Annotated in this window: 17 protein-coding genes; 9 read left to right on the top strand and 8 right to left on the bottom strand. The window is 63.4% G+C overall.

What is annotated here, in order from left to right; translation table 11 throughout:
- Positions 1-239 precede the first annotated feature (239 nt).
- From DH08_RS04625 to DH08_RS04615, 3 genes are all read left to right on the top strand, one after another.
- Positions 240-2,519 (top strand): NADP-dependent malic enzyme, encoded by a 2,280-nt coding sequence (locus tag DH08_RS04625; RefSeq protein WP_192178117.1) that lies wholly within the window; start codon positions 240-242, stop codon positions 2,517-2,519.
- 190 nt (positions 2,520-2,709) lie between these two features.
- On the top strand, positions 2,710-3,519 hold the full coding sequence (locus DH08_RS04620) for a hypothetical protein (RefSeq protein WP_192178116.1): 810 nt from the start codon (positions 2,710-2,712) through the stop codon (positions 3,517-3,519).
- 242 nt (positions 3,520-3,761) lie between these two features.
- A complete protein-coding gene (locus DH08_RS04615) occupies positions 3,762-4,745 on the top strand; it encodes a sensor domain-containing diguanylate cyclase (protein ID WP_246800681.1) in 984 nt (327 codons plus the stop codon).
- A 216-nt stretch (positions 4,746-4,961) separates the two neighbouring features.
- On the opposite strand, the gene DH08_RS04610 is transcribed toward DH08_RS04615, so the two are convergent.
- On the bottom strand, positions 4,962-5,954 hold the full coding sequence (locus DH08_RS04610) for an adenosine kinase (protein ID WP_192178115.1): 993 nt from the start codon (positions 5,952-5,954) through the stop codon (positions 4,962-4,964).
- A gap of 390 nt (positions 5,955-6,344) precedes the next feature.
- On the opposite strand from DH08_RS04610, the gene DH08_RS04605 reads away from it, so the two are divergent.
- Positions 6,345-7,229: a DMT family transporter gene (locus DH08_RS04605; protein ID WP_192178114.1), complete on the top strand. Its 885-nt coding sequence runs from the start codon at positions 6,345-6,347 to the stop codon at positions 7,227-7,229.
- Positions 7,230-7,305: 76 nt separating this feature from the next.
- Positions 7,306-8,004 carry a sulfate transporter family protein gene (locus DH08_RS04600; protein WP_192178113.1) on the top strand — a complete coding sequence of 233 codons (699 nt, stop codon included), beginning with the start codon at positions 7,306-7,308 and terminating at the stop codon, positions 8,002-8,004.
- A 41-nt stretch (positions 8,005-8,045) separates the two neighbouring features.
- Here DH08_RS04600 and DH08_RS04595 read toward each other — a convergent pair whose 3' ends face one another.
- The 5 genes from DH08_RS04595 to DH08_RS04575 all read right to left on the bottom strand — a co-directional run bounded on the left by DH08_RS04595 (position 8,046) and on the right by DH08_RS04575 (position 11,555).
- Positions 8,046-8,849, bottom strand: coding sequence for an isocitrate lyase/PEP mutase family protein (locus DH08_RS04595; protein WP_192178112.1), 804 nt, complete (start codon positions 8,847-8,849; stop codon positions 8,046-8,048).
- 79 nt (positions 8,850-8,928) lie between these two features.
- Positions 8,929-9,780, bottom strand: a complete 852-nt coding sequence (locus DH08_RS04590) for a hypothetical protein (RefSeq protein ID WP_192178111.1) — start codon at positions 9,778-9,780, stop codon at positions 8,929-8,931.
- Positions 9,781-9,858: 78 nt separating this feature from the next.
- The gene (locus tag DH08_RS04585; RefSeq protein ID WP_192178110.1) at positions 9,859-10,515 is read right to left on the bottom strand and encodes an HAD family hydrolase; all 657 of its coding nucleotides are present in this window, start codon (positions 10,513-10,515) and stop codon (positions 9,859-9,861) included.
- The gene (dut, locus tag DH08_RS04580; RefSeq protein ID WP_192178109.1) at positions 10,515-11,000 is read right to left on the bottom strand and encodes a dUTP diphosphatase; all 486 of its coding nucleotides are present in this window, start codon (positions 10,998-11,000) and stop codon (positions 10,515-10,517) included. The genes DH08_RS04585 and dut overlap by 1 nt, the downstream gene beginning before the upstream one ends.
- An 84-nt stretch (positions 11,001-11,084) precedes the next feature.
- Entirely contained in the window at positions 11,085-11,555 is a 471-nt protein-coding gene (locus DH08_RS04575; protein WP_192178108.1) for an Lrp/AsnC family transcriptional regulator, read from the bottom strand.
- Between the two features lie 114 nt (positions 11,556-11,669).
- On the opposite strand from DH08_RS04575, the gene DH08_RS04570 reads away from it, so the two are divergent.
- The 3 genes from DH08_RS04570 (at position 11,670) to DH08_RS04560 (ending at position 14,288) form a co-directional block, all read left to right on the top strand.
- A complete protein-coding gene (locus DH08_RS04570) occupies positions 11,670-11,921 on the top strand; it encodes a DUF6356 family protein (protein ID WP_006206866.1) in 252 nt (83 codons plus the stop codon).
- 15 nt (positions 11,922-11,936) lie between these two features.
- Positions 11,937-12,737: a class II glutamine amidotransferase gene (locus DH08_RS04565; protein WP_192178107.1), complete on the top strand. Its 801-nt coding sequence runs from the start codon at positions 11,937-11,939 to the stop codon at positions 12,735-12,737.
- 177 nt (positions 12,738-12,914) lie between these two features.
- Complete coding sequence (locus DH08_RS04560; protein ID WP_192178106.1) at positions 12,915-14,288, top strand: amidase; 1,374 nt, start codon at positions 12,915-12,917, stop codon at positions 14,286-14,288.
- Here DH08_RS04560 and DH08_RS04555 read toward each other — a convergent pair.
- Positions 14,282-15,355 carry an NAD(P)/FAD-dependent oxidoreductase gene (locus DH08_RS04555; RefSeq protein ID WP_192178105.1) on the bottom strand — a complete coding sequence of 358 codons (1,074 nt, stop codon included), beginning with the start codon at positions 15,353-15,355 and terminating at the stop codon, positions 14,282-14,284. The two genes, DH08_RS04560 and DH08_RS04555, sit on opposite strands and share 7 nt — an antisense overlap.
- Positions 15,356-15,497: 142 nt before the next feature.
- On the opposite strand from DH08_RS04555, the gene DH08_RS04550 reads away from it, so the two are divergent.
- Positions 15,498-17,090, top strand: coding sequence for a peptide chain release factor 3 (locus tag DH08_RS04550; RefSeq protein ID WP_192178104.1), 1,593 nt, complete (start codon positions 15,498-15,500; stop codon positions 17,088-17,090).
- 140 nt (positions 17,091-17,230) lie between these two features.
- Here the strand turns inward: DH08_RS04550 and DH08_RS04545 are convergent, their stop codons facing one another.
- Positions 17,231-18,658, bottom strand: a complete 1,428-nt coding sequence (locus DH08_RS04545) for a gamma-aminobutyraldehyde dehydrogenase (protein WP_192178103.1) — start codon at positions 18,656-18,658, stop codon at positions 17,231-17,233.
- Positions 18,659-18,660 lie beyond the last annotated feature (2 nt).

Below are 18,660 nucleotides of genomic sequence, written 5' to 3'. Positions count from 1 at the left end.
GCCGGCACGCTAGCAGATGTGCTTGCCGGGTTTAATGCCGGCGGCTCGAAAAGCAGGGGAAGAAGCGGCCGCACCCGCTGTTGCCGGCGCCGGACCGCCGACAGTCCGTGACATGCCAGAAGCGCTTTTCCGGATCGCTTGGCGGTTTACAGCGTCCTCGTGTGGCCTTAATCCGGAAGCTCACAAAAACATGGCGTCCATCTCAAGGGTGCCGCACCGGCGAGGAAATCAAGAGCATCATGGCCAGGAAAACCGAAAACAGCGGCCCCTCCGTCAGCGCCCAGGAGGCGCTGGAATTCCACGCCATGGGCCGCCCGGGCAAGCTGGAGATCGTCGCCACCAAACCGATGGCGACGCAGCGCGATCTCAGCCTCGCCTATTCGCCGGGCGTCGCCGTTCCGGTGCGCGCCATCGCCGAGGACCCGAGCCGCGCCTTCGACTACACGACGCGCGGCAACATGGTCGCCGTCATCTCCAACGGCACCGCCATCCTCGGCCTCGGCAATCTCGGCGCGCTCGCCTCCAAGCCGGTGATGGAAGGCAAGGCGGTGCTGTTCAAGCGCTTCGCCGATGTCGATTCCATCGACCTCGAAGTCGACACCGAGGATGCCGACGAGTTCATCAACTGCGTGCGCTTCCTCGGCCCCTCCTTCGGCGGCATCAACCTCGAGGACATCAAGGCGCCGGAATGCTTCATCATCGAGCAGCGGCTGCGCGAATTGATGGACATTCCCGTCTTCCATGACGACCAGCACGGCACCGCCATCATCTCGGCCGCCGGCCTGATCAACGCGCTGGAGATCACCGGCCGCGACATGAAGACCACGAAGATGGTCTGCAACGGCGCGGGGGCGGCAGGCATCGCCTGCATCGAGCTGATGAAGGCGATGGGCTTTTCGCCGGAAAACATCATCCTGTGCGACACCAAGGGCGTGGTCTTCCAGGGCCGCACCGAAGGCATGAACCAGTGGAAGTCGGCGCATGCCGTCAAGACCGAGGCGCGCAGCCTGGCCGAGGCGCTGGATGGCGCCGATGTCTTCCTCGGCCTCTCCGCCAGGGGCGCGCTGACCACCAAGATGGTGCAGTCGATGGCCAAGAACCCGATCATCTTCGCCATGGCCAATCCCGACCCGGAGATCACGCCGGAGGAAGTGGCCGAGATACGCACCGACGCCATCATGGCGACCGGGCGCTCGGACTATCCGAACCAGGTCAACAATGTGCTCGGTTTCCCCTACATCTTTCGCGGCGCGCTGGATGTCAGGGCCACCACCATCAATGACGAGATGAAGATCGCTGCCGCACGCGCGCTGGCCGAACTGGCGCGCAAGGACGTGCCCGACGACGTCGCCGCCGCCTATCAGGGCAACCGGCCGAAATTCGGCCCCAACTACATCATCCCGGTGCCGTTCGATCCGCGTCTGATCGCGGCCATCCCGCTTGCGGTCGCCAAGGCCGCGATGGAGTCGGGCGTCGCCCGCAAGCCGATCCTCGATCTCGACCGCTACGCGCAGGAACTTTCGGCCCGCCGCGACCCGATAGCCTCGACCTTGCAGCGCATCTATGACCGCGTGCGTCGCCAGCCCAAGCGCATCGTCTTCGCCGAGGGCGAGGAGGAGCAGGTCATGCGCGCTGCCGTCTCCTATGTGAACCAGAAGCTCGGCACCGCCATCCTGCTCGGCCGCGACGACGTCATCAAGGAAAACGCCAAGCACGCCGGCATCGAGCTCAACAAGCAAGGCATCGAGATCATCAATGCCAGGCTGTCGCGCCGCAACGGCATCTATACCGACTATCTCTATGAACGCATGCAGAGGAAGGGCTTCCTGTTTCGCGATTGCCAGCGCCTGATCAACAATGACCGCAACCATTTCGCCGCCTGCATGGTGGCGCTGGGCGATGCCGACGGCATCGTCACCGGCGTCACCCGCAACTATTCCACGGCGCTCGACGACATCCGTCGCATCATCGACGCCAAGCCCGGCCACCGCGTCATCGGCGTGTCGATCGTGCTCGCGCGGGGCAGAACGGTACTGGTCGCCGACACTGCCGTGCACGATATGCCGAATGCCGAGCAGATCGCCGACATCGCCGAGGAAGCGGCAGGCTTTGCCCGCCGCATGGGCTACGAGCCGAGGCTCGCCATGCTCGCCTACTCCACCTTCGGCCATCCGCAGGGTGAACGCTCCGAGCGCGTGCAGGAAGCGGTGCGCATCCTCGACAAGCGCCGCGTCGATTTCGAATATGACGGCGAGATGGCCGCCGACGTGGCGCTCAATGCCCGCGCCATGGCGCAATACCCGTTCATCCGCCTGACCGGCCCCGCCAACGTGCTGATCATGCCCGCGTTCCACTCGGCCTCGATCTCGACCAAGATGCTGCAGGAGCTCGGCGGCTCGACCGTCATCGGCCCGCTGCTGGTCGGCCTCAACAAGCCGGTGCAGATCGTTTCGCTGAATGCCAAGGACTCAGACATCGTCAACATGGCGGCGATCGCGGCCTATACGGCGGGGGCTTGACGTTCCAGTAAGGAAGGTTCTGCAGTCAATGACTGACTCGTGATTACTTGCCCAGTACTACGGATTGTGCGATCGAAAGCTTGGGTGATGGTGTAATGGAAACATGCCGCAAGGAGTCTAGTCGGGTTCGATTCCCGGCCACCAAAGGGCAAGTCATATTTGCCTTTTGGTGGCCGGGAGTTCTGGATTAATGGCCCTCAGCGCTCCGGATTTGTACAAAGCCCACGTCCTGAATCTGAAGGCCGTACACGATGGCATCATGCACACGGAGCGAGAGCTGCGTGCAGCGCTTGCGAGAGAGGATAAGCTATCAGCGGACACTCTGATCAAAATCCTCTTGCTACTCACAGGAGCTTGGGCCGAATGCCGCCTTAAAAAGCTTCTATATGAATCCTCGGGATTTGACGACTCAGCCCGCAAGCAAATATTCGACAAGCGCTCACAGATTGAATCGTGGCATTCGTCACTCGAACTAGGCTATCGCAAACGTTATAACGTGCCAAAAGCAAAGCTGTCAGAACAGACACTAAAACCTACAGCATTGATGAGGTATGGTGCGCTTTCAGATGTTATTTCGGGTGAACTAACTCCGGTTATTGAAATGAGGAATACATTAGCGCACGGGCAGTGGAGTCGCCCTCTAAATTCGGAAGAGACAGATATATCTGGGCCGATGATAGCGGCAATAAAAAAAGAAAATGCCCTATCGGTTAGGTTTAAGCTGTCGTTACTCGAAGCTCTCGCTATGCTGATTCACGATTTGGTATCTTCTCCAAACGCCTTTGAGCGTGATTTTGATCGGCATTTTGAACAGATCATTTCAACAAAACGAAATCTTAAAACGAGAAGCTACCAAGCGTGGGAGTCAGGAATGATTTCCAAATACAAACGCGGACAAATCAAGAGATTTTCGGATAAGTCGGCTGGAATAATCGAGCAGGTTCCTGTCAAAGAGCAGGCTTGCGTTGGGAATAGAACCTTAGTGGGGCCTGATGCGTGACCTATTCCGCTGGTAGCTAGTCGGTCGCCGCACGCCTCGGCAAATCCACACCCCCATAACAGATTGATAATACTCAGCGGATATAGAACCTCTTTGCCGACTTGCCGTAACGGCATCTGCGGCGCGCTCAGACCGCCAAATGGGGGTGCGGCCATGAAGCATGACGGGGTTTCTGTATCGGCGGTCGGCCACAGGCCTACCACGACGAGCGGCTCGACGCGCTGCTCAGCATCACCGGCCGCATGGACGGCTATCTCTACCGCTGCCGCAACGATCAATCCTACACCATGCTCTATATCAGCGACGGCATTTTCACCGTCAGCGGCTATCCGCCCACGGATTTCGTGCACAATGCCGTGCGCGACTATGTTTCGGCCATCCACCCGGACGATCTTGCCTCCGTCTATGCTGCCGTCGACGCAGCGCTCGAGGCGCGCCGCAACTGGAACGTCGACTATCGCATCGTGCCCAAGGTCGGCGAAGCGCTTTGGGTCCGCGAGATCGGCGGCGGCGTCTGGGACGATGCCGGCGAGCTCGAATTCCTGGAAGGGTTCGTCGTCGACATCAGCGACCGCAAGGTTGTCGAGGACCTCAACGCCCAGCTGCTGCAGGATCTGAAGGTCGCCAACGAGGAGCTCTCCGCGCAAAAGCACGAGATCGAGCTGGCCAAGCAGCAGAGCGACCATTCGGCTAACCACGATCTGTTGACCGACCTGCCCAACCGGCGCGCCTTCCACAACGAGCTCAAATCGGTGGTCGCCCGCTGCGCCGGTAACGGCCAGACGGCCGGTCTTCTGTTCATCGATCTCGACCAGTTCAAGGAGGTCAACGACACGCTCGGCCACGAGGCCGGCGACGCGCTGCTGCAGGGCGTGTCGAACCACCTTCGATCCGTCCTGCGCAGCGACGATTTCGTGGCGCGGCTCGGTGGCGACGAGTTCGCCTTGCTGTTTTCGGGGCAAGCGGACCAGGCAAGGCAAAAGGCCGTGCGCGTCGCCGAACGCGTCCTGGAACGGCTTCGCATCAAGGTTCCGGCGCCGAACGGCGACATCCAGGTCAGCTGCACCATCGGCGTCGCCATCTATCCATCCGAAGCCGGCGACGGCGACGCTCTGGTCGCGCTGGCCGACCGGCTGATGTATGTCGGCAAGAAAAACGGCCGCAACCGGCTGGTCACCGCCGACGCCCTGGAGCCTGCGGCCAGCAAGCATCGCCGGACCGCCTGAGCGGCGCGCTCATCGCAACACCGTAGCGCTCCTCGAAATGATAAAGGCCCGCGGCGTTTGCCGCAGGCCTTTTTGTCGAGATTGCGGGCTCCGATCAGAACGAGCGCTGGAAGCGAACGATGCCGCCGATCGCGTCGGCGTTGCTGGGGTCGAAATTGTCGTAAGGCGCGCGACAGGTGGCGTCGTTTGATGCCCGTCAGGGGTGACGCGGCGGGACTACAACAACCCCGCCTGCTCGGCTTCGCGACGCAAATTCTGCCGCGGCCTCGGACCGAGCTGCTGGATGACCAGCCCGGCCGCCAGCGAGCCGAGGTCGCCGCAGTCCTTCAGGCTGCGTCCCGTCGTGTAGCCGTAGAGGAAACCGGCGGCGTAGAGGTCACCGGCGCCGGTGGTGTCGACCAGGTCCTTGATCGTCGTCGCCTCGATGGTGACGGTCTCGTCGCCGCGCACGATGACCGAGCCCTTTTCCGAGCGGGTGACGGCGGCGATCTTGCAGTCCTTGCGGATGGCGGCCAGCGCCACCTCGAAGGAAGCGGTCTGGTAGAGGGATTTGATCTCGTGGCTGTTGGCAAATACGATGTCGACGGTGCCCGATCGCATCAGGTCGAGGAACTCGTCGCGGTAGCGGTCGACGCAGAACGAATCCGACAGCGTCATCGACACTTCGCGTCCGGCAGCATGAGCCAGCCGCGCGGTCTGCCTGATCGCCTCCTTGGCGCGCGGCGGATCCCACAGATAGCCCTCGAAATAGGTGACCGCAGCGCCCGAGGCCTTGTCGGCCTCGACGTCCTCCGGGCCGAGCTCCACGCAGGCGCCGAGATAGGTGTTCATCGAGCGCTCGCCGTCCGGCGTGACGAAGATCATCGAGCGTGCCGTCGGAGGTTCGCCTTCGAGTGGTTTGGTATCGAAGGCGACGCCCTGGGCCTGGATGTCATGGGTGTAGATTTCGCCGAGCGGGTCGTTGGACACCTTGCCGAAGAAGGCGGCGCGGCCGCCAAAGCTGGCAATGCCCGCCGCCGTGTTGCCGGCGCTGCCGCCGGACGCCTCGATCGCCGGGCCCATCCGGCTGTAGAGCAGCTCGGCGCGCCTGGTGTCGATCAGGTTCATCGCCCCCTTGATGATGCCGTTGGTCTCGAGGAACGCCTCGTCGCACTGGGCGATGATGTCGACAATGGCATTGCCGATGCAAAGCACGTCATAGTCCGGCATCAATATCTCCGCCAACAACCACCGGCTTTCTGCCATGCCGGCCGCGCGCGGGTTTAGACCATGATCCCGAAAAGTGGAACCCGGTTTTCGGACAAGATCATGGTCAAACAGAAAATAGAGCCCCAGCCCGATTCAATCGGGCTGGATCAGGCTCTGGAGTTGGAGCCGCTTTGCCTACCCCGAAAATCGGCATTGTCTTCCGCGACGCCGACCTGTGGCTGCCATTGGCACTTCGCTGCGGCAGCCGTCGGATCGAACTGGACCATGGCAGCTTAGACCGTGGCAGCTATGGTTGCATCCAGATCGAAGCATTTTCGTTTCTTCTTGAGCTAGAAGCGGGACCGATCGAAGTTTCCGAGGTGCGAACCGGCAGTGCCCGAAAAGACCAACATGACCACCGAACTGGCCCTGCTCGGTGTGCTGGCCGTGCTCTGGGGTGCGTCCTACTCCTTCATCAAGGTCGGCGTCGAGACGATCCCGCCGGTGACCTTCATCGCAGGGCGGACACTGATCGCCGGCGGCATCCTGCTCGCTCTCATCCGCTGGCGCGGCCTCGCCATGCCGAGGGATGCGGTGACCTGGCGCCGGTTCATGTTCCAGGCCTGCCTGAACAGCGTTGTCCCATTCACGCTGATTGCCGCCGCCGAACGCTCCATCGATGCCGGCCTTGCCACCATCCTCAACGCGACCTCGCCGATCTTCACCTTCCTGCTGACGGCGCTGATCACCCGCCACGAACCGGTGACGCTGCGCAAGCTGGTCGGCGTCGGCGCGGGCATCGCCGGCATATGTCTCATCGTCGGCGCGCAAGCGCTGGGCGGCCTTGGCCATCAGCTCTGGGCGCAGCTTGCCGTCATCGCCGCCACCGTCAGCTACGCGGGTGCCGCTATTTTCGGGCGCAACTTCAGGGGACTCGACCCGATGCTGCCCGCCGCCGGCTCGATGATCTGCGGCACGGCAATCCTCATCCCTCTGAGTCTCATTTTCGACCGGCCCTGGACGCTTTCGCCCTCGACCGCGTCAGTCCTTGCGCTGCTTGGACTGTCGGTCTTTTCCACCGCGCTCGCGTTCTCGATCTTTTTCCGCCTCATCCACACGCTGGGTTCGGTCGGCACGACGTCGCAGGCCTATCTGCGCGTGCCGATCGGCGTCGGCATCGGCGCGCTCTTCCTCGGCGAGAGCCTCGGCCCGACGGCCTGGCTCGGCATGGGTTTTGTCGTCGCCGGTGTGGCGGCCATGACCATCCCGGCCCGCAAGGCAGCACTTGCCGGGTAGGTAAGTCGCTCTTGTGGCCTGTCGGGTCTCCGCCTATCTCGGAGATGTCCGTTTTGTCCCAGGGGGTGGAAACGCCGTGATCCTTGACGCTGCCCGCGCCGCTGCCAGTCAGCTATTCTCTCCCGAATTCCGAGCGGTTTTCCTGAAGACGCTCGGGCTGACCCTGCTGGCGCTGGTCGCGCTGTGGTTCGGTCTGACGGGTCTTGTCGATTGGCTGGCCCTGCCGTGGGTCGAGACGCTGCTGCCCGGCTTGCCGTCCTGGGCCGGATGGCTGAGCGGCATCATCGCCGCCATCGCTCTTGCCTTCGGGATGGCGTTGCTCATCGCACCGGCGACGGCGATCATTGCCGGCCTGTTCCTCGATGATGTCGCCGAAGTGGTCGAGCGCACCGACTATCCCGGCGATCCGGCCGGACGCGCCGTGCCGGCGCTACGCTCGCTGGTGCTGTCGATAAAATTCTTCGGCGTCGTCATCCTCGGCAACATCGTCGCCCTGCTGCTGCTTTTGGTGCCGGGCATCAACATAGCCGCCTTCTTCATCGTAAACGGCTACCTGCTCGGGCGCGAGTTCTTCGAATTCGCCGCCATGCGCTTTCGCCCGGAGGAGGAGGCCAAGGGCCTGCGCAGAAAGTATGCCAGCACGGTGTTTCTCGCCGGGCTGGTCATCGCCGCTTTCCTCGCCGTGCCCTTGCTCAACCTTGTGACGCCGCTCTTCGCGGCCGCCATCATGGTGCATCTCCACAAGGCGGTCTCGGCACGCGAAAGCCGCCGGTGAATATCCTCAGCGGCTCGCCGCCACGTCGACGACGGTAGGCGTCATTCGCCGGACTTGCCAAACAGCGTCTGCAGCTTGCCGAACGGCATGGCGGATCGGGTGAAGCCGAAAGTGCCTTCCTCCTGGATCTCGCGCGCCGCCGTCTCCAACATGCCGAAGGCGAAATTGGTCAGCCACGGCCCGAGCGAGATCCGCTTGACGCCTGCCTGGGCAAGGTCGGCGACGGTGAAGCCCGGCCGCGCCATGACATTGATCGGCTTGCTCACCGCCGAGCACACGGTGCGCACCGTCTCGATATCGCCGAGGCCGGGCGCGTAGAGCACGTCGGCGCCGGCTTTCTCGAAAGCCTGCAGCCGCTTGATCGTGTCGTCGATGTCGTTCCGGCCCCACAGGAAATTCTCGGCCCGCGCCGTGAAGACGAAATCGCGCTTCAGCGCCCGCGCCGCCTCGACCGCTGCTGCGACGCGCTCGACCGCATGCGAAAAATCGTAGATCGGTTTGTCGGGATCGCCGGTGTGGTCCTCGATCGAGCAGCCGGCAAGGCCGGCGGCTTCGGCCGCGAAGATGGTTTCGGCGGCACGCTCGGCGCTGTCGCCCTTGCCGCGCTCGAGATCGGCCGAGACCGGCAGGCTGGTCGCCGCTGTCACCTCGCGGCAATGGTGGATCATGGCGTCGAACGTCACCGCGCCGTCAGGCAGGCCACGCGAGAAGGCAAAGCCGGCGCTGGTCGTCGCCAGCGCGTTGAAGCCGAACGAGGCGAGAAGCTTCGTCGTGCCGACATCCCAGGGGTTGGGCATGACGAAGGTCGAGGCATGCAGGTCGCGAAAGATCTTGCCCTTGTCCATGAAGAGTTTCCTTCAGATACGGAATTGTGATGCGGAGTCTATCGTGCCGGTTTCCGCCGGGCAAACGAATGCGTTTGGGTCAGAAGCGTTTGGCGTTCTCTGCTGACAAACGCTCGAACGCGTCGGAGTCCTTCACGTAGCGCGACACCACCTTGTCCCAGTTATAGGTGACCGAGATATCGTGCGAGGAAGCCTCCGACCGAGCTTCCCCGCAATCCTCCTCGCCGGGCACGGTGGCGTCGGTGACCGTCACCTTGATCGCCGCATAGGGTTGATTGTCGCCACTTGTCTGAAACGCCAGGTGTTGCGTGCGCCTGTAGGCGCAGACATTTTCATCGAACGTGTAGATCATGTCGATCAGCTGGAAGCGGTCGTCGCGGACCATGATCAGTGCTGTGCCAACATAGCCCTGGTTCGAGTTGAAATGCGTGCTCATGGTGACGACGGCATCGTCGCCGGCGCCAAGCGAAAGTCTGTTCGGTTCACGGAAATAGCTGCTCCTGTCGACGGCGACATTGACGGCGTCGAGCAGTTTCGGTTTGCCGCTGAGATCGTAGAGTGCCAGCACCGCAAAGCCTTCGGCGCTGTCGGGAGAGTCGCCGAGGTCGAACAGCATCGTCAGCCGGTCCTTGCCGCCGGTCTTGATGTCGAGCACGGCGGCGTTGGGGAGGCTCGATGTCGGCGGCGGCGAGCCACCGCTATCCGGACCCTCGATGTGGCGCATATCGATCGGCAAGGTGCCGCCATAAAAGCCGTCCGTACCTCTCTTCACATCCGGAATGACCATTCTGGCAAGGTCGAGATAGGTGACATCCTGCTGGCCGGGCAGGGCAGTATCCAGATCGGGAAAGCTGACGCCTTGCGCACCCGCCGTCGCCCCAAGGCAAGGCAGCAACAGGCAGAAAAGGACAAAGCGAAGCAAAAGGTTCATGCGTGGCCCCGGGCTGGCGGGCATCAAGCTAGCACGGACAAACGAGGCATACAGCAAGGTCCGCTGGCCGAAATCAGCTCAGTGGATCGGCACCAGGCCGGCCAGTTCGCGCATGTCGTCGAACAGGATGCCGCCGGCCTCGGCCAAGCCGTCGGGATCGGAATACGGATCGGCGTGATAGGAAAAAACGCGCATGCCTGCGGCTATGCCGGCCTCGGTCCCGGCGACGCTGTCCTCGATGACGATGCAGTCGGCGGGCGCGAAGCCCATCGTCTTCGCGGCATGGAGGAACAGGTCCGGGAACGGCTTGCCGCGCCCGACCATGGTCGAAGAGAACATGGCGTGCTCGAACAGCGGCAGCAGCCCGGTCTGGCCAAGCGTGATATGCATCTTCGACACCCGCGCCGAAGAGGCGACGCAGTAGTCGATGCCGGCCGCCCGCACTTTCTCGATGAATTCGCGCACATAAGGGATCGCCTCGACACCATGCGCGAACAGGTCCGGCAAGCCTGCATTCCAGCGCTCGACGAAATCGGCGCCGAGGCTCACGCCGGTCGCCTCGACCTCCTGCTGCACCGAGACCATGCTGCGGCCGGAGAAATGCTTGCGGCAGTATTCGAGCGTGGTTGTGAAACCGGCGGCGCTCAGCCATTCGGCGAGGCGCTGATTGGCAAGGTTCTCGGTATCGACCAAGATCCCGTCGCAGTCGAAAATGACGAGTTTAGGTGTTCCCATTAAGCGGTGCCGGTCGATCCGAATCCGCCAGAGCCGCGCGCTGTACCGCCGGCGAGCGAGCGCTCCTCGATCGCCACCTGGGTCACCGCCGCAAAGACGATCTGGGCGATCCGCATGCCGCGCGTCACGGCAAAGTCCTCGTCGCCGAGGTTGATCAGCAGCACCTTCACCTCGCCGCGATAGTCGCTGTCGACCGTGCCCGGTGAATTGAGGACAGTAAGTCCATGCTTGAAGGCAAGGCCCGAACGTGGCCGAACCTGGCCTTCCATGCCCTCCGGAATTTCCAGGATCAGCCCGGTCGGCACCAAAGCGCGTTTTCCGGGCAGGATCAGCAACGGACGGTCGTCCGGCACCGCAGCGCGCAGATCCATGCCGGCTGCGCCCGCGCTTTCATAGGCTGGAAGCGGCAGGCCTTCGCCATGGGGTAACCTGACGAAACCGACGGAGGGGCCGATGACGGAAGTGGGATAAAGGGCTGCGCGCATAAAGCCATTCCTATCGGCACGAATCCCGATTCGGTCAACTCGGCCGCAAGGCTATCAACTCCTTTCTTTTGTGACGGTTCCGGTTCAGCGCAGTTCCACAGGCACGACCGTCGTTTCCTTGATCTCTTCCATGACGAAAGAGGCCGAGACGTCGGACAGCGGCACCTTGGCGATCAGCCGCTGGTAGAGCCGATCATAGGCCTTCACGTCGGCGACTCGGGCGCGCAGCACGTAGTCGAGATCGCCGGACATGCGGTAGACGCCGGTGATCTCGGGAAAGCCGGTCACCGCGGCCCGGAATTTGTGCAGCCAGTCGGGATCGTGGTTGGAGGTGCGGATCAGGATGAACACCGATAGCCCGAGTCCAACCCTGTCGGCATCGACCAGCGCCACTCGCCCGGTGATGACGCCGTCCTCTTCCAGCCGTTTGACCCGTCGCCAGCAGGCATTGCGCGACAGCGACACTCTTTCCGAGAGCTGGTCGACCGACAGCGTGCCGTCACGTTGCAGCTCGGCCAGCAATCTTCGGTCTATTTCGTCGATTTCCTGCGACATATTGGGATGAATGTCCCAAATTGTAGGTCATGACAAGGACAAATTGAGACCATTGAACCTTCGGCCCGTGGCAGGATACCCAGCATCGGGGCTTATCCCGGCAGGAGGATCACCATGACGCAGCTTTCGAAGCTCTTCACCTCGCACCCGGCCAAGGTCGGCGAGAGCTATTTCAGCCATATGGCCTTCGCCGCGTGGTTCTGCTCGCGCCTGTCGATGGCTGCGGGTGCCGCGCTCGTTCACGCTTTCTTGCCGTTTCTGTTCGAGACTACGGCAAGCCGAATCGTCCGCGAACTCTACGAGCGGACGCACAACAGAGGCTCGCACGCGACCAAGGAGCCGGCGGCTCTGATGGATCGCGCATAACGGACGGTAGAAGCGATGTGCCGGTGGGCGGCCTATCTTGGTGAAGCGGTCTTCCTCGAAGACATCGTCACGGCGCCCTGCCACTCGCTGATCGCCCAGAGCCACTGCGCCCAGGAAGCCAAGTCGCCGACCAATGGCGACGGTTTTGGTCTCGCCTGGTATGGCGACCGGCCGGAGCCCGGCCTCTACCGCGACATCCTGCCGGCCTGGTCGGATCCCAACCTGAAGAGCCTGTGCCGGCAGATCAAATCCGGCCTGTTCCTCGCCCATGTGCGCGCCTCGACGGGCGGCGCCACCAGCCGCATGAATTGCCACCCGTTCATCTCCGGCAACTGGTCGTTCATGCACAACGGCCAGATCGGCGGCTTCGAAAAGATTCGCCGCGCGCTGGAGAATTCGCTCTCCGACGCCGTTTTCGACCAGCGCGAGGGCACCACCGATTCCGAACTCTTTTTTCTCTTGATGATCGACGAGGGTCTTTCGGCGGATCCGCAAGGGGCAGTGTCGCGTGCCACCAGCCGCGTCATCGAAGCCTCCCGCCGCGCCGGTCTTGAGCCGGCTTTGAGGCTCACCGCCGCTTTTTCGGATGGGCAGGCGCTCTACGCCGTGCGCTACGCGACCGACGTCCACGCGCCGACGCTCTACACCTCCATCTTCCGCAATGGTGGCGGCCGCTGCATCGTGTCGGAGCCCTTCGACCGCGACGGCGGCGACTGGCAGGCGATCCCGCCATCGAGCTTCGTCACCATCGGCAGCGATGGCATGGCCATTCGTGCCTTCGCGCCCGCGTCGGCCAAGCTGGCACTCGTCGTCTAATTGCAAATTGCCGCCACGCCCGCAGGACAGGGGGGGCGCCGTAGCGCGTCGACCTCGACGGATCCAGCGCAATACCAATCAAGCGCCACAACGCCCTCCCATGCTGAACTTCGCTTGAAGCCGAGCCGCAGCCCGCCATCTTGATGGACAAGCGCGGCCGCCAGCCGGAGTATTGTCATGGACCTCGCCTTTTCCTCCACCATCAAACTCGCTGCCGCGATCGCCGCACGAAATATCTCCGCCGTCGAAGCGCTGGAGGTGCATCTGGCGCAGATCGACCGGCACAACGGAGCGGTCAACGCGGTCGTCATTCTTGACAGGGAAGGGGCCCGCGAGCGTGCGAAAGAGGCCGACGCAGTATTGGCGCGCGGCGACGCCCTCGGCCCGTTGCATGGCGTGCCCTTCACGCTGAAGGACATGCACGAAACGGCAGGCATGAAGACCACGGTCGGCTTCCCGCCTTTCGCCGACTACACGGCGAAGGCGGACAGCCCAGTCGTTGTGCGGCTTAAGACAGCTGGTGGCGTTCTTGTCGGCAAGACCAATGTCGCGACGATGCTGGGTGATTGGCAGTCGGACAATCCGCTGTTCGGCCGCACCGGCAACCCGTGGAACCTCGACCGTACCGCCGGCGGCTCCAGCGGCGGCGCGGCCGCGGCGGTCGCAACGGGCATGACGCCGTTCGAGGTCGGCACCGACATGCAGGATTCGATCCGCCTGCCTGCCAGCTTCTGCGGCGTCTACGGCCTGAAGCCGACCGAGCATCGAATCTCGCTGGCCGGCGCCTTTCCCGATCCCGGCGGCGCTGCGCGCAGCGTGCGGCTGATGTCTTGTCTCGGCCCGCTGGCGCGGACCGTCGAGGACCTGGCTTTGATCCACCAGATCATCGCCGGACCGGACGGAAGCGACACCGACCTCGCGCCGGTGCCGGTCGAGCCCATGGAGACGCTCAACCTCAAATCGCTGCGCATCGCCATCGCGGCTACCTTTCCCGGCTTTCCGGTGGCCGGCGAGATCAGCGCTACCGTCGAAAACCTTGCCCGCCAGTTGCAGGGCGAGGGTGCCACCGTCGAAGAAGCCAAACTGCCTAAGCTCGACCTGCACGACGATCTGGAACAGGGCGGCGAACTGATCGGCATGATGCTGGAGGCAGCGCAGCCGGAATCGCCCGAGCAGCCTTCGACTGTCTCCCGCTGGTTCGAGGCGCTCGCCCGCCGCGACCGCTCGATCCTCGCCTGGGACCGCTTCTTCGTGGACTGCGATGCCTTGCTGTGCCCGGTCGCGATGTGCACGGCGTTTCCGCATTGCGAACCGGGAACGCCGATCAATGTGGATGGCAAGCAGCAAAGCTACTGGATCCTGCCCGCCTATGGCGCGGTCTTCAACTATTCCGGCCATCCGGCACTGTCGATGCCCTGCGGACAGGACAGCAATGGCTTGCCCATCGGCCTGCAGCTAGTCGGCAAGCGCTGGTCGGAATCGCGGCTGCTCGGCATCGCCAAGGCAATCGAACCGCTCACCGGCGGCTTTCGCCGCCCGCCGGGCTATTGAGCGAAGCGGCCAAGCCCATAGGGCGCAAGCAGCGGATCACGCTCGCCGTCGAGGATTTCGCGGGTGGCAAACAGACCGACAGCCGGCGCCAGCGTGATGCCGGAATGCATGACCGCGACGTAGAGGCCGGCGACGCCGTCGGCGCGGCCGATGATTGGAAAACCGTCGATGGGCGTTGGCCGGTAACCGATCGTGTGAAAATCCAGCTCCAGCCCGTCGGCACCGCGCAGCATGCTCTTCGCCGTCGTGAACAGATCCCGCGCGGTGGCTTCGGGGTCCATGCCGGGATCGCCGCCGCCGAAATCGGATCCGGCAATGATGCGGCCCTCCAGCGTCTGGCGCATATGCAGCGGCTCGCCCATCACCAGGCCGTTGAGCAGCTTTTTGTACGGGCGCGAGTGGGCGATCAGGCCGGCCGGCGTTTCGATCGGCAGGTTGATCCCGGTCGTCGCGGCGATGGCCGGAGCACCGGCGCCGGCAGCGATCACCACCTCGTCCGCGGCAATCCGTTGCCCCGAAATCGCCACGCCGGTGACCTTGCCATTGCTGTGCACCAGGGCGGTGACGGCTCCGACCATCATTCTCGCGCCGCGCCGTTCGGCATCGGCCAGCAGCGCTTTCGCGGTGGCGACCGGTTCGGCCACGCCTTCCTCGGCGACATGGAGGGCGAAGTCGGGAGGCTCTACGAGATTGGGTTCGATGCGCGCCGCTTGTTCGCGGCCGATACGCTCGACGCCATAGCCCCAGGACGAATGCTCGGCGGCATGCGCTTCCAGCCTGTCCACCGGCATGTCCCAGCACAGGCTGCCGCACCAGGCCAGCGGCAGGCCGGGCAGGTCCCTTGCCAGCCGCGTCCATTCGGCCATCGCGAAGGTGCGCAGCCGGAAATAGATCTCCGGATTGCCCCAACTGGCATTGATCCAGGCAAAGGAATTCGGTGTCGCGACACCGCCGGCGCCGCTATCTGCGATCACCGTCACCCGCGCTCCGGCCTTGGCCAGATGCCAGGCGATGGAGGCGCCGATGATGCCGGCGCCGATGACGATGACTTCCTTCGCTTTGCTCAATGCTGAACTCACTCCGAATTGAGCTCCCTGATGCCATTGCGGCGGTCCAAGCTCAAGCGCGGTCGGGGCCCATCCGCCCAAAACCGTCGACAGGCCGGGAAAGCGCTGCTAGAAGCCCGCGCCACAGACAGGATTCCAAAAATTGGCTGAAGACATCGAACAGGCGGTATCGCGCCGCCGCACTTTCGCGATCATCGCCCACCCCGACGCCGGCAAGACCACGCTCACCGAAAAGCTGCTGCTGTTCGGCGGCGCCATTCAGCTTGCCGGCGAGGTCAAGGCCAAGAAGGACCGCATCCAGACCCGGTCCGACTGGATGAAGATCGAGCGCGAGCGCGGCATTTCGGTCGTCACCTCGGTGATGACCTTCGAATATGAGGACAATGTCTTCAACCTCTTGGATACGCCCGGCCACGAGGATTTCGCCGACGACACCTACCGCACCCTGTCGGCGGTGGACAGCGCCGTCATGGTCATCGATGCCGCCAAGGGCATCGAACCGCGCACGCTGAAACTGTTCGAGGTCTGCCGGCTGCGCGACATCCCGATCATCACCTTCGTCAACAAGATGGACCGCGAAAGCCGCGATCCGTTCGAGATCCTCGACGAAATCGAGCAGAAGCTGGCGCTGGATACCGCCCCGATCACCTGGCCGATCGGCCGCGGCAAGACTTTTTCCGGTACCTATCATTTGGCGCTGAATGCCGTGCGCAGGGGCGACGAGGAGAAGGAGCGCACGCCGGTCAACGGTCCCGATTCCAACCGCGTCGCCGGTCTGTTGCCGGACAATGAGCGCGAGGCCTTCATCGAGGAACTGGAACTGGCGCGCGAAGCCTGCCGCCCGCTCGACATCGATGCTTTCCGCGAGGGCCATCTGACGCCGGTCTATTTCGGCTCGGCGCTGCGCAACTACGGCGTGCGCGACCTGATCGAGGCGCTTGGCGCCTTCGGGCCGCCGCCGCGCGCCCAGGAGGCCGACAGCCGCAAGGTCGAGGCGACCGAGGACAAGATGACCTCCTTCGTCTTCAAGATCCAGGCCAACATGGACCCGAACCACCGCGACCGCATCGCTTTCGTGCGCGTCTGCTCGGGCAAGCTTGAGCGCGGCATGAAGGCCAGACTGGTGCGTACCGGCAAGCCGATGAGCCTGTCGGCGCCGCAATTCTTCTTCGCCCGCACGCGCGTCACCGCCGACGAGGCTTTTGCCGGCGACGTCGTCGGCATTCCCAACCATGGCACGCTGCGCATCGGCGATACACTGACCGAGGGCGAGGAGATCCTGTTCCGCGGCGTGCCTAATTTCGCTCCGGAAATCCTGCGCCGCGTTCGCCTCGGCGACGCGATGAAGGCCAAGAAGCTCAAGGAAGCGCTGCACCAGATGGCCGAAGAAGGCGTCGTGCAGCTGTTTTCACCGGAGGACGGCTCACCGGCCATCGTCGGCGTCGTCGGCGCGCTGCAGCTCGACGTGCTGAAGGAACGGCTGAACTTCGAATACACGCTGCCCGTCGATTTCGAGATGTCGCGCTTTTCCGTCTGCCGCTGGATATCGTCCGACGACAAGGCCGAGGTCCAGCGTTTCATCGAGGCGCATCGCGGCGACATCGCTCGCGATCTCGACAACGACCCGGTGTTTTTGGCCCAGCACGCCTTCTCGCTCAACTACGAAGCCGAGCGCTGGAAGGCGATCCGGTTTGCCGCGGTGAAGGATTATCAGGTGCGCGACAAGGCAGCGTAAGCTGCGGCCCTTCCCCTCTCACCTTACAAGCGGAGAAGGGAAGGTGCTGCGACGGGCTCCCGGCCCTCCGCTATGGCTCCGGGCGTTCGTCGTTCGAAAAGCCAAATCGTTGGCTTTTCGTCCGCTACGCGGACCACTCCTCACCCATGCGCCACCATCACATGCCGCACGGCGGTGTAGTCCTCAAGCGCGTAGAGCGACATGTCCTTGCCGTAGCCCGACTGCTTCACTCCGCCATGCGGCATCTCGTTGGTCAGCATGAAATGGGTGTTGATCCAGGTGCAGCCGTATTGCAGGCGGGCTGCCGTTGCCATGGCGCGCGAGACGTCCTTCGTCCACACCGACGACGCCAGCCCGTAGTCGCTGTCATTGGCCCAGTTCACGGCCTCGTCGACCTCGGAGAAGCGTGTGATCGAAACGACCGGACCGAACACTTCGCGGCGCACGATCTCGTCTTCCTGCAGCGCGCCGGCAACGACCGTCGGCTGGTAGAAGAAACCCGAGCCCTCGCCCGGCTTGCCGCCGGTGGTGATCTCGATGTGTTTCAGTTCCGAGGCGCGCTCGACGAAGCTGGAGACGCGGTCGCGTTGGCGGCGCGAGATCAGCGGCCCGATCTCGTTCTCTGTGTCGTCGGGGCGGTTGTATTTGATGGTCGAAACGGCCGAGGAGAGATCGGCGACGAGCTTGTCGTATATCTTCCTGCCGGCATAGATGCGGCAGGCAGCGGTGCAGTCCTGGCCGGCATTGTAGTAGCCGAAGGCGCGCAGGCCGTTGACCACGGCGCCGAGATCGGCGTCGTCGAAGACGATGACTGGCGCCTTGCCGCCGAGTTCGAGATGCGTGCGCTTGACCGACTTGGCGGCGGCCTGCAGCACCTTCTTGCCGGTGGCGACGTCACCGGTGATCGAGATCATATTGACCTTGGCATGGTTGATCAGCGTGTTGCCGACGCTATCGCCACGGCCGAGCACGACATTGACGACGCCTTCCGGCAGGACATCGGCGAGGATCTTGGCCAGCTTTAGCGCCGTCAGCGGCGTTTGCTCGGACGGCTTGAAGACGACGGTGTTGCCGCCGCCGATCGCCGGCGCCAGCTTCCATGCCATCATCATCAGCGGATAGTTCCACGGTGCGATCGAGGCGACGATACCGATCGGGTCACGGCGGACCATCGAGGTGTGGCCGGGCAGATATTCGCCGGCGGCCACGCCTGGCATGGAGCGGACAGCGCCGGCAAAGAAGCGGTAGCAGTCGACGATCGCCGGGATCTCGTCATTGAGCACGGCATTGATAGGCTTGCCGCAATTCAACGCCTCGAGCGCGGCGAATTCTTGCGCTTCGGCCTCGATGCGATCGGCGATCTTCAGCAGATAGCCTGAGCGCTGCGCCGGCGTGGTGCGCGACCACAAGACGAACGCTTTTTCCGCCGCAGCCACTGCCGCCTCGATCTGCGCCGGGCTGGCTTCCGGCAGGTTGAGAATGGTCGCCCCGGTCTTTGGATTGAGGATCGGCTCCTCGGTCTCGGTGCCCTTGTCGAAGATCGAGCCGATCAGCATCTGGGTGTCCATGG

It is taken from the genome of Mesorhizobium amorphae (assembly GCF_014843845.1).
GTDB lineage: Bacteria > Pseudomonadota > Alphaproteobacteria > Rhizobiales > Rhizobiaceae > Mesorhizobium > Mesorhizobium amorphae_A.
The sequence above is the reverse complement of the archived record's forward strand: the minus strand, read 5'-3'. Positions and strand labels throughout refer to the sequence as shown.

Coding starts and splice junctions, on each gene's coding strand:
- DH08_RS04560 (WP_192178106.1), top strand. CDS start 12,915: ATGGACCTCGCCTTTTCCTCCACCATCAAACTCGCTGCCGCGATCGCC.
- DH08_RS04590 (WP_192178111.1), bottom strand. CDS start 9,780: ATGAACCTTTTGCTTCGCTTTGTCCTTTTCTGCCTGTTGCTGCCTTGC.
- DH08_RS04570 (WP_006206866.1), top strand. CDS start 11,670: ATGACGCAGCTTTCGAAGCTCTTCACCTCGCACCCGGCCAAGGTCGGC.
- DH08_RS04575 (WP_192178108.1), bottom strand. CDS start 11,555: ATGTCGCAGGAAATCGACGAAATAGACCGAAGATTGCTGGCCGAGCTG.
- DH08_RS04625 (WP_192178117.1), top strand. CDS start 240: ATGGCCAGGAAAACCGAAAACAGCGGCCCCTCCGTCAGCGCCCAGGAG.
- DH08_RS04585 (WP_192178110.1), bottom strand. CDS start 10,515: ATGGGAACACCTAAACTCGTCATTTTCGACTGCGACGGGATCTTGGTC.
- DH08_RS04620 (WP_192178116.1), top strand. CDS start 2,710: ATGGCCCTCAGCGCTCCGGATTTGTACAAAGCCCACGTCCTGAATCTG.
- dut (WP_192178109.1), bottom strand. CDS start 11,000: ATGCGCGCAGCCCTTTATCCCACTTCCGTCATCGGCCCCTCCGTCGGT.
- DH08_RS04595 (WP_192178112.1), bottom strand. CDS start 8,849: ATGGACAAGGGCAAGATCTTTCGCGACCTGCATGCCTCGACCTTCGTC.
- DH08_RS04545 (WP_192178103.1), bottom strand. CDS start 18,658: ATGGACACCCAGATGCTGATCGGCTCGATCTTCGACAAGGGCACCGAG.
- DH08_RS04610 (WP_192178115.1), bottom strand. CDS start 5,954: ATGCCGGACTATGACGTGCTTTGCATCGGCAATGCCATTGTCGACATC.
- DH08_RS04565 (WP_192178107.1), top strand. CDS start 11,937: ATGTGCCGGTGGGCGGCCTATCTTGGTGAAGCGGTCTTCCTCGAAGAC.
- DH08_RS04605 (WP_192178114.1), top strand. CDS start 6,345: ATGACCACCGAACTGGCCCTGCTCGGTGTGCTGGCCGTGCTCTGGGGT.
- DH08_RS04615 (WP_246800681.1), top strand. CDS start 3,762: ATGGACGGCTATCTCTACCGCTGCCGCAACGATCAATCCTACACCATG.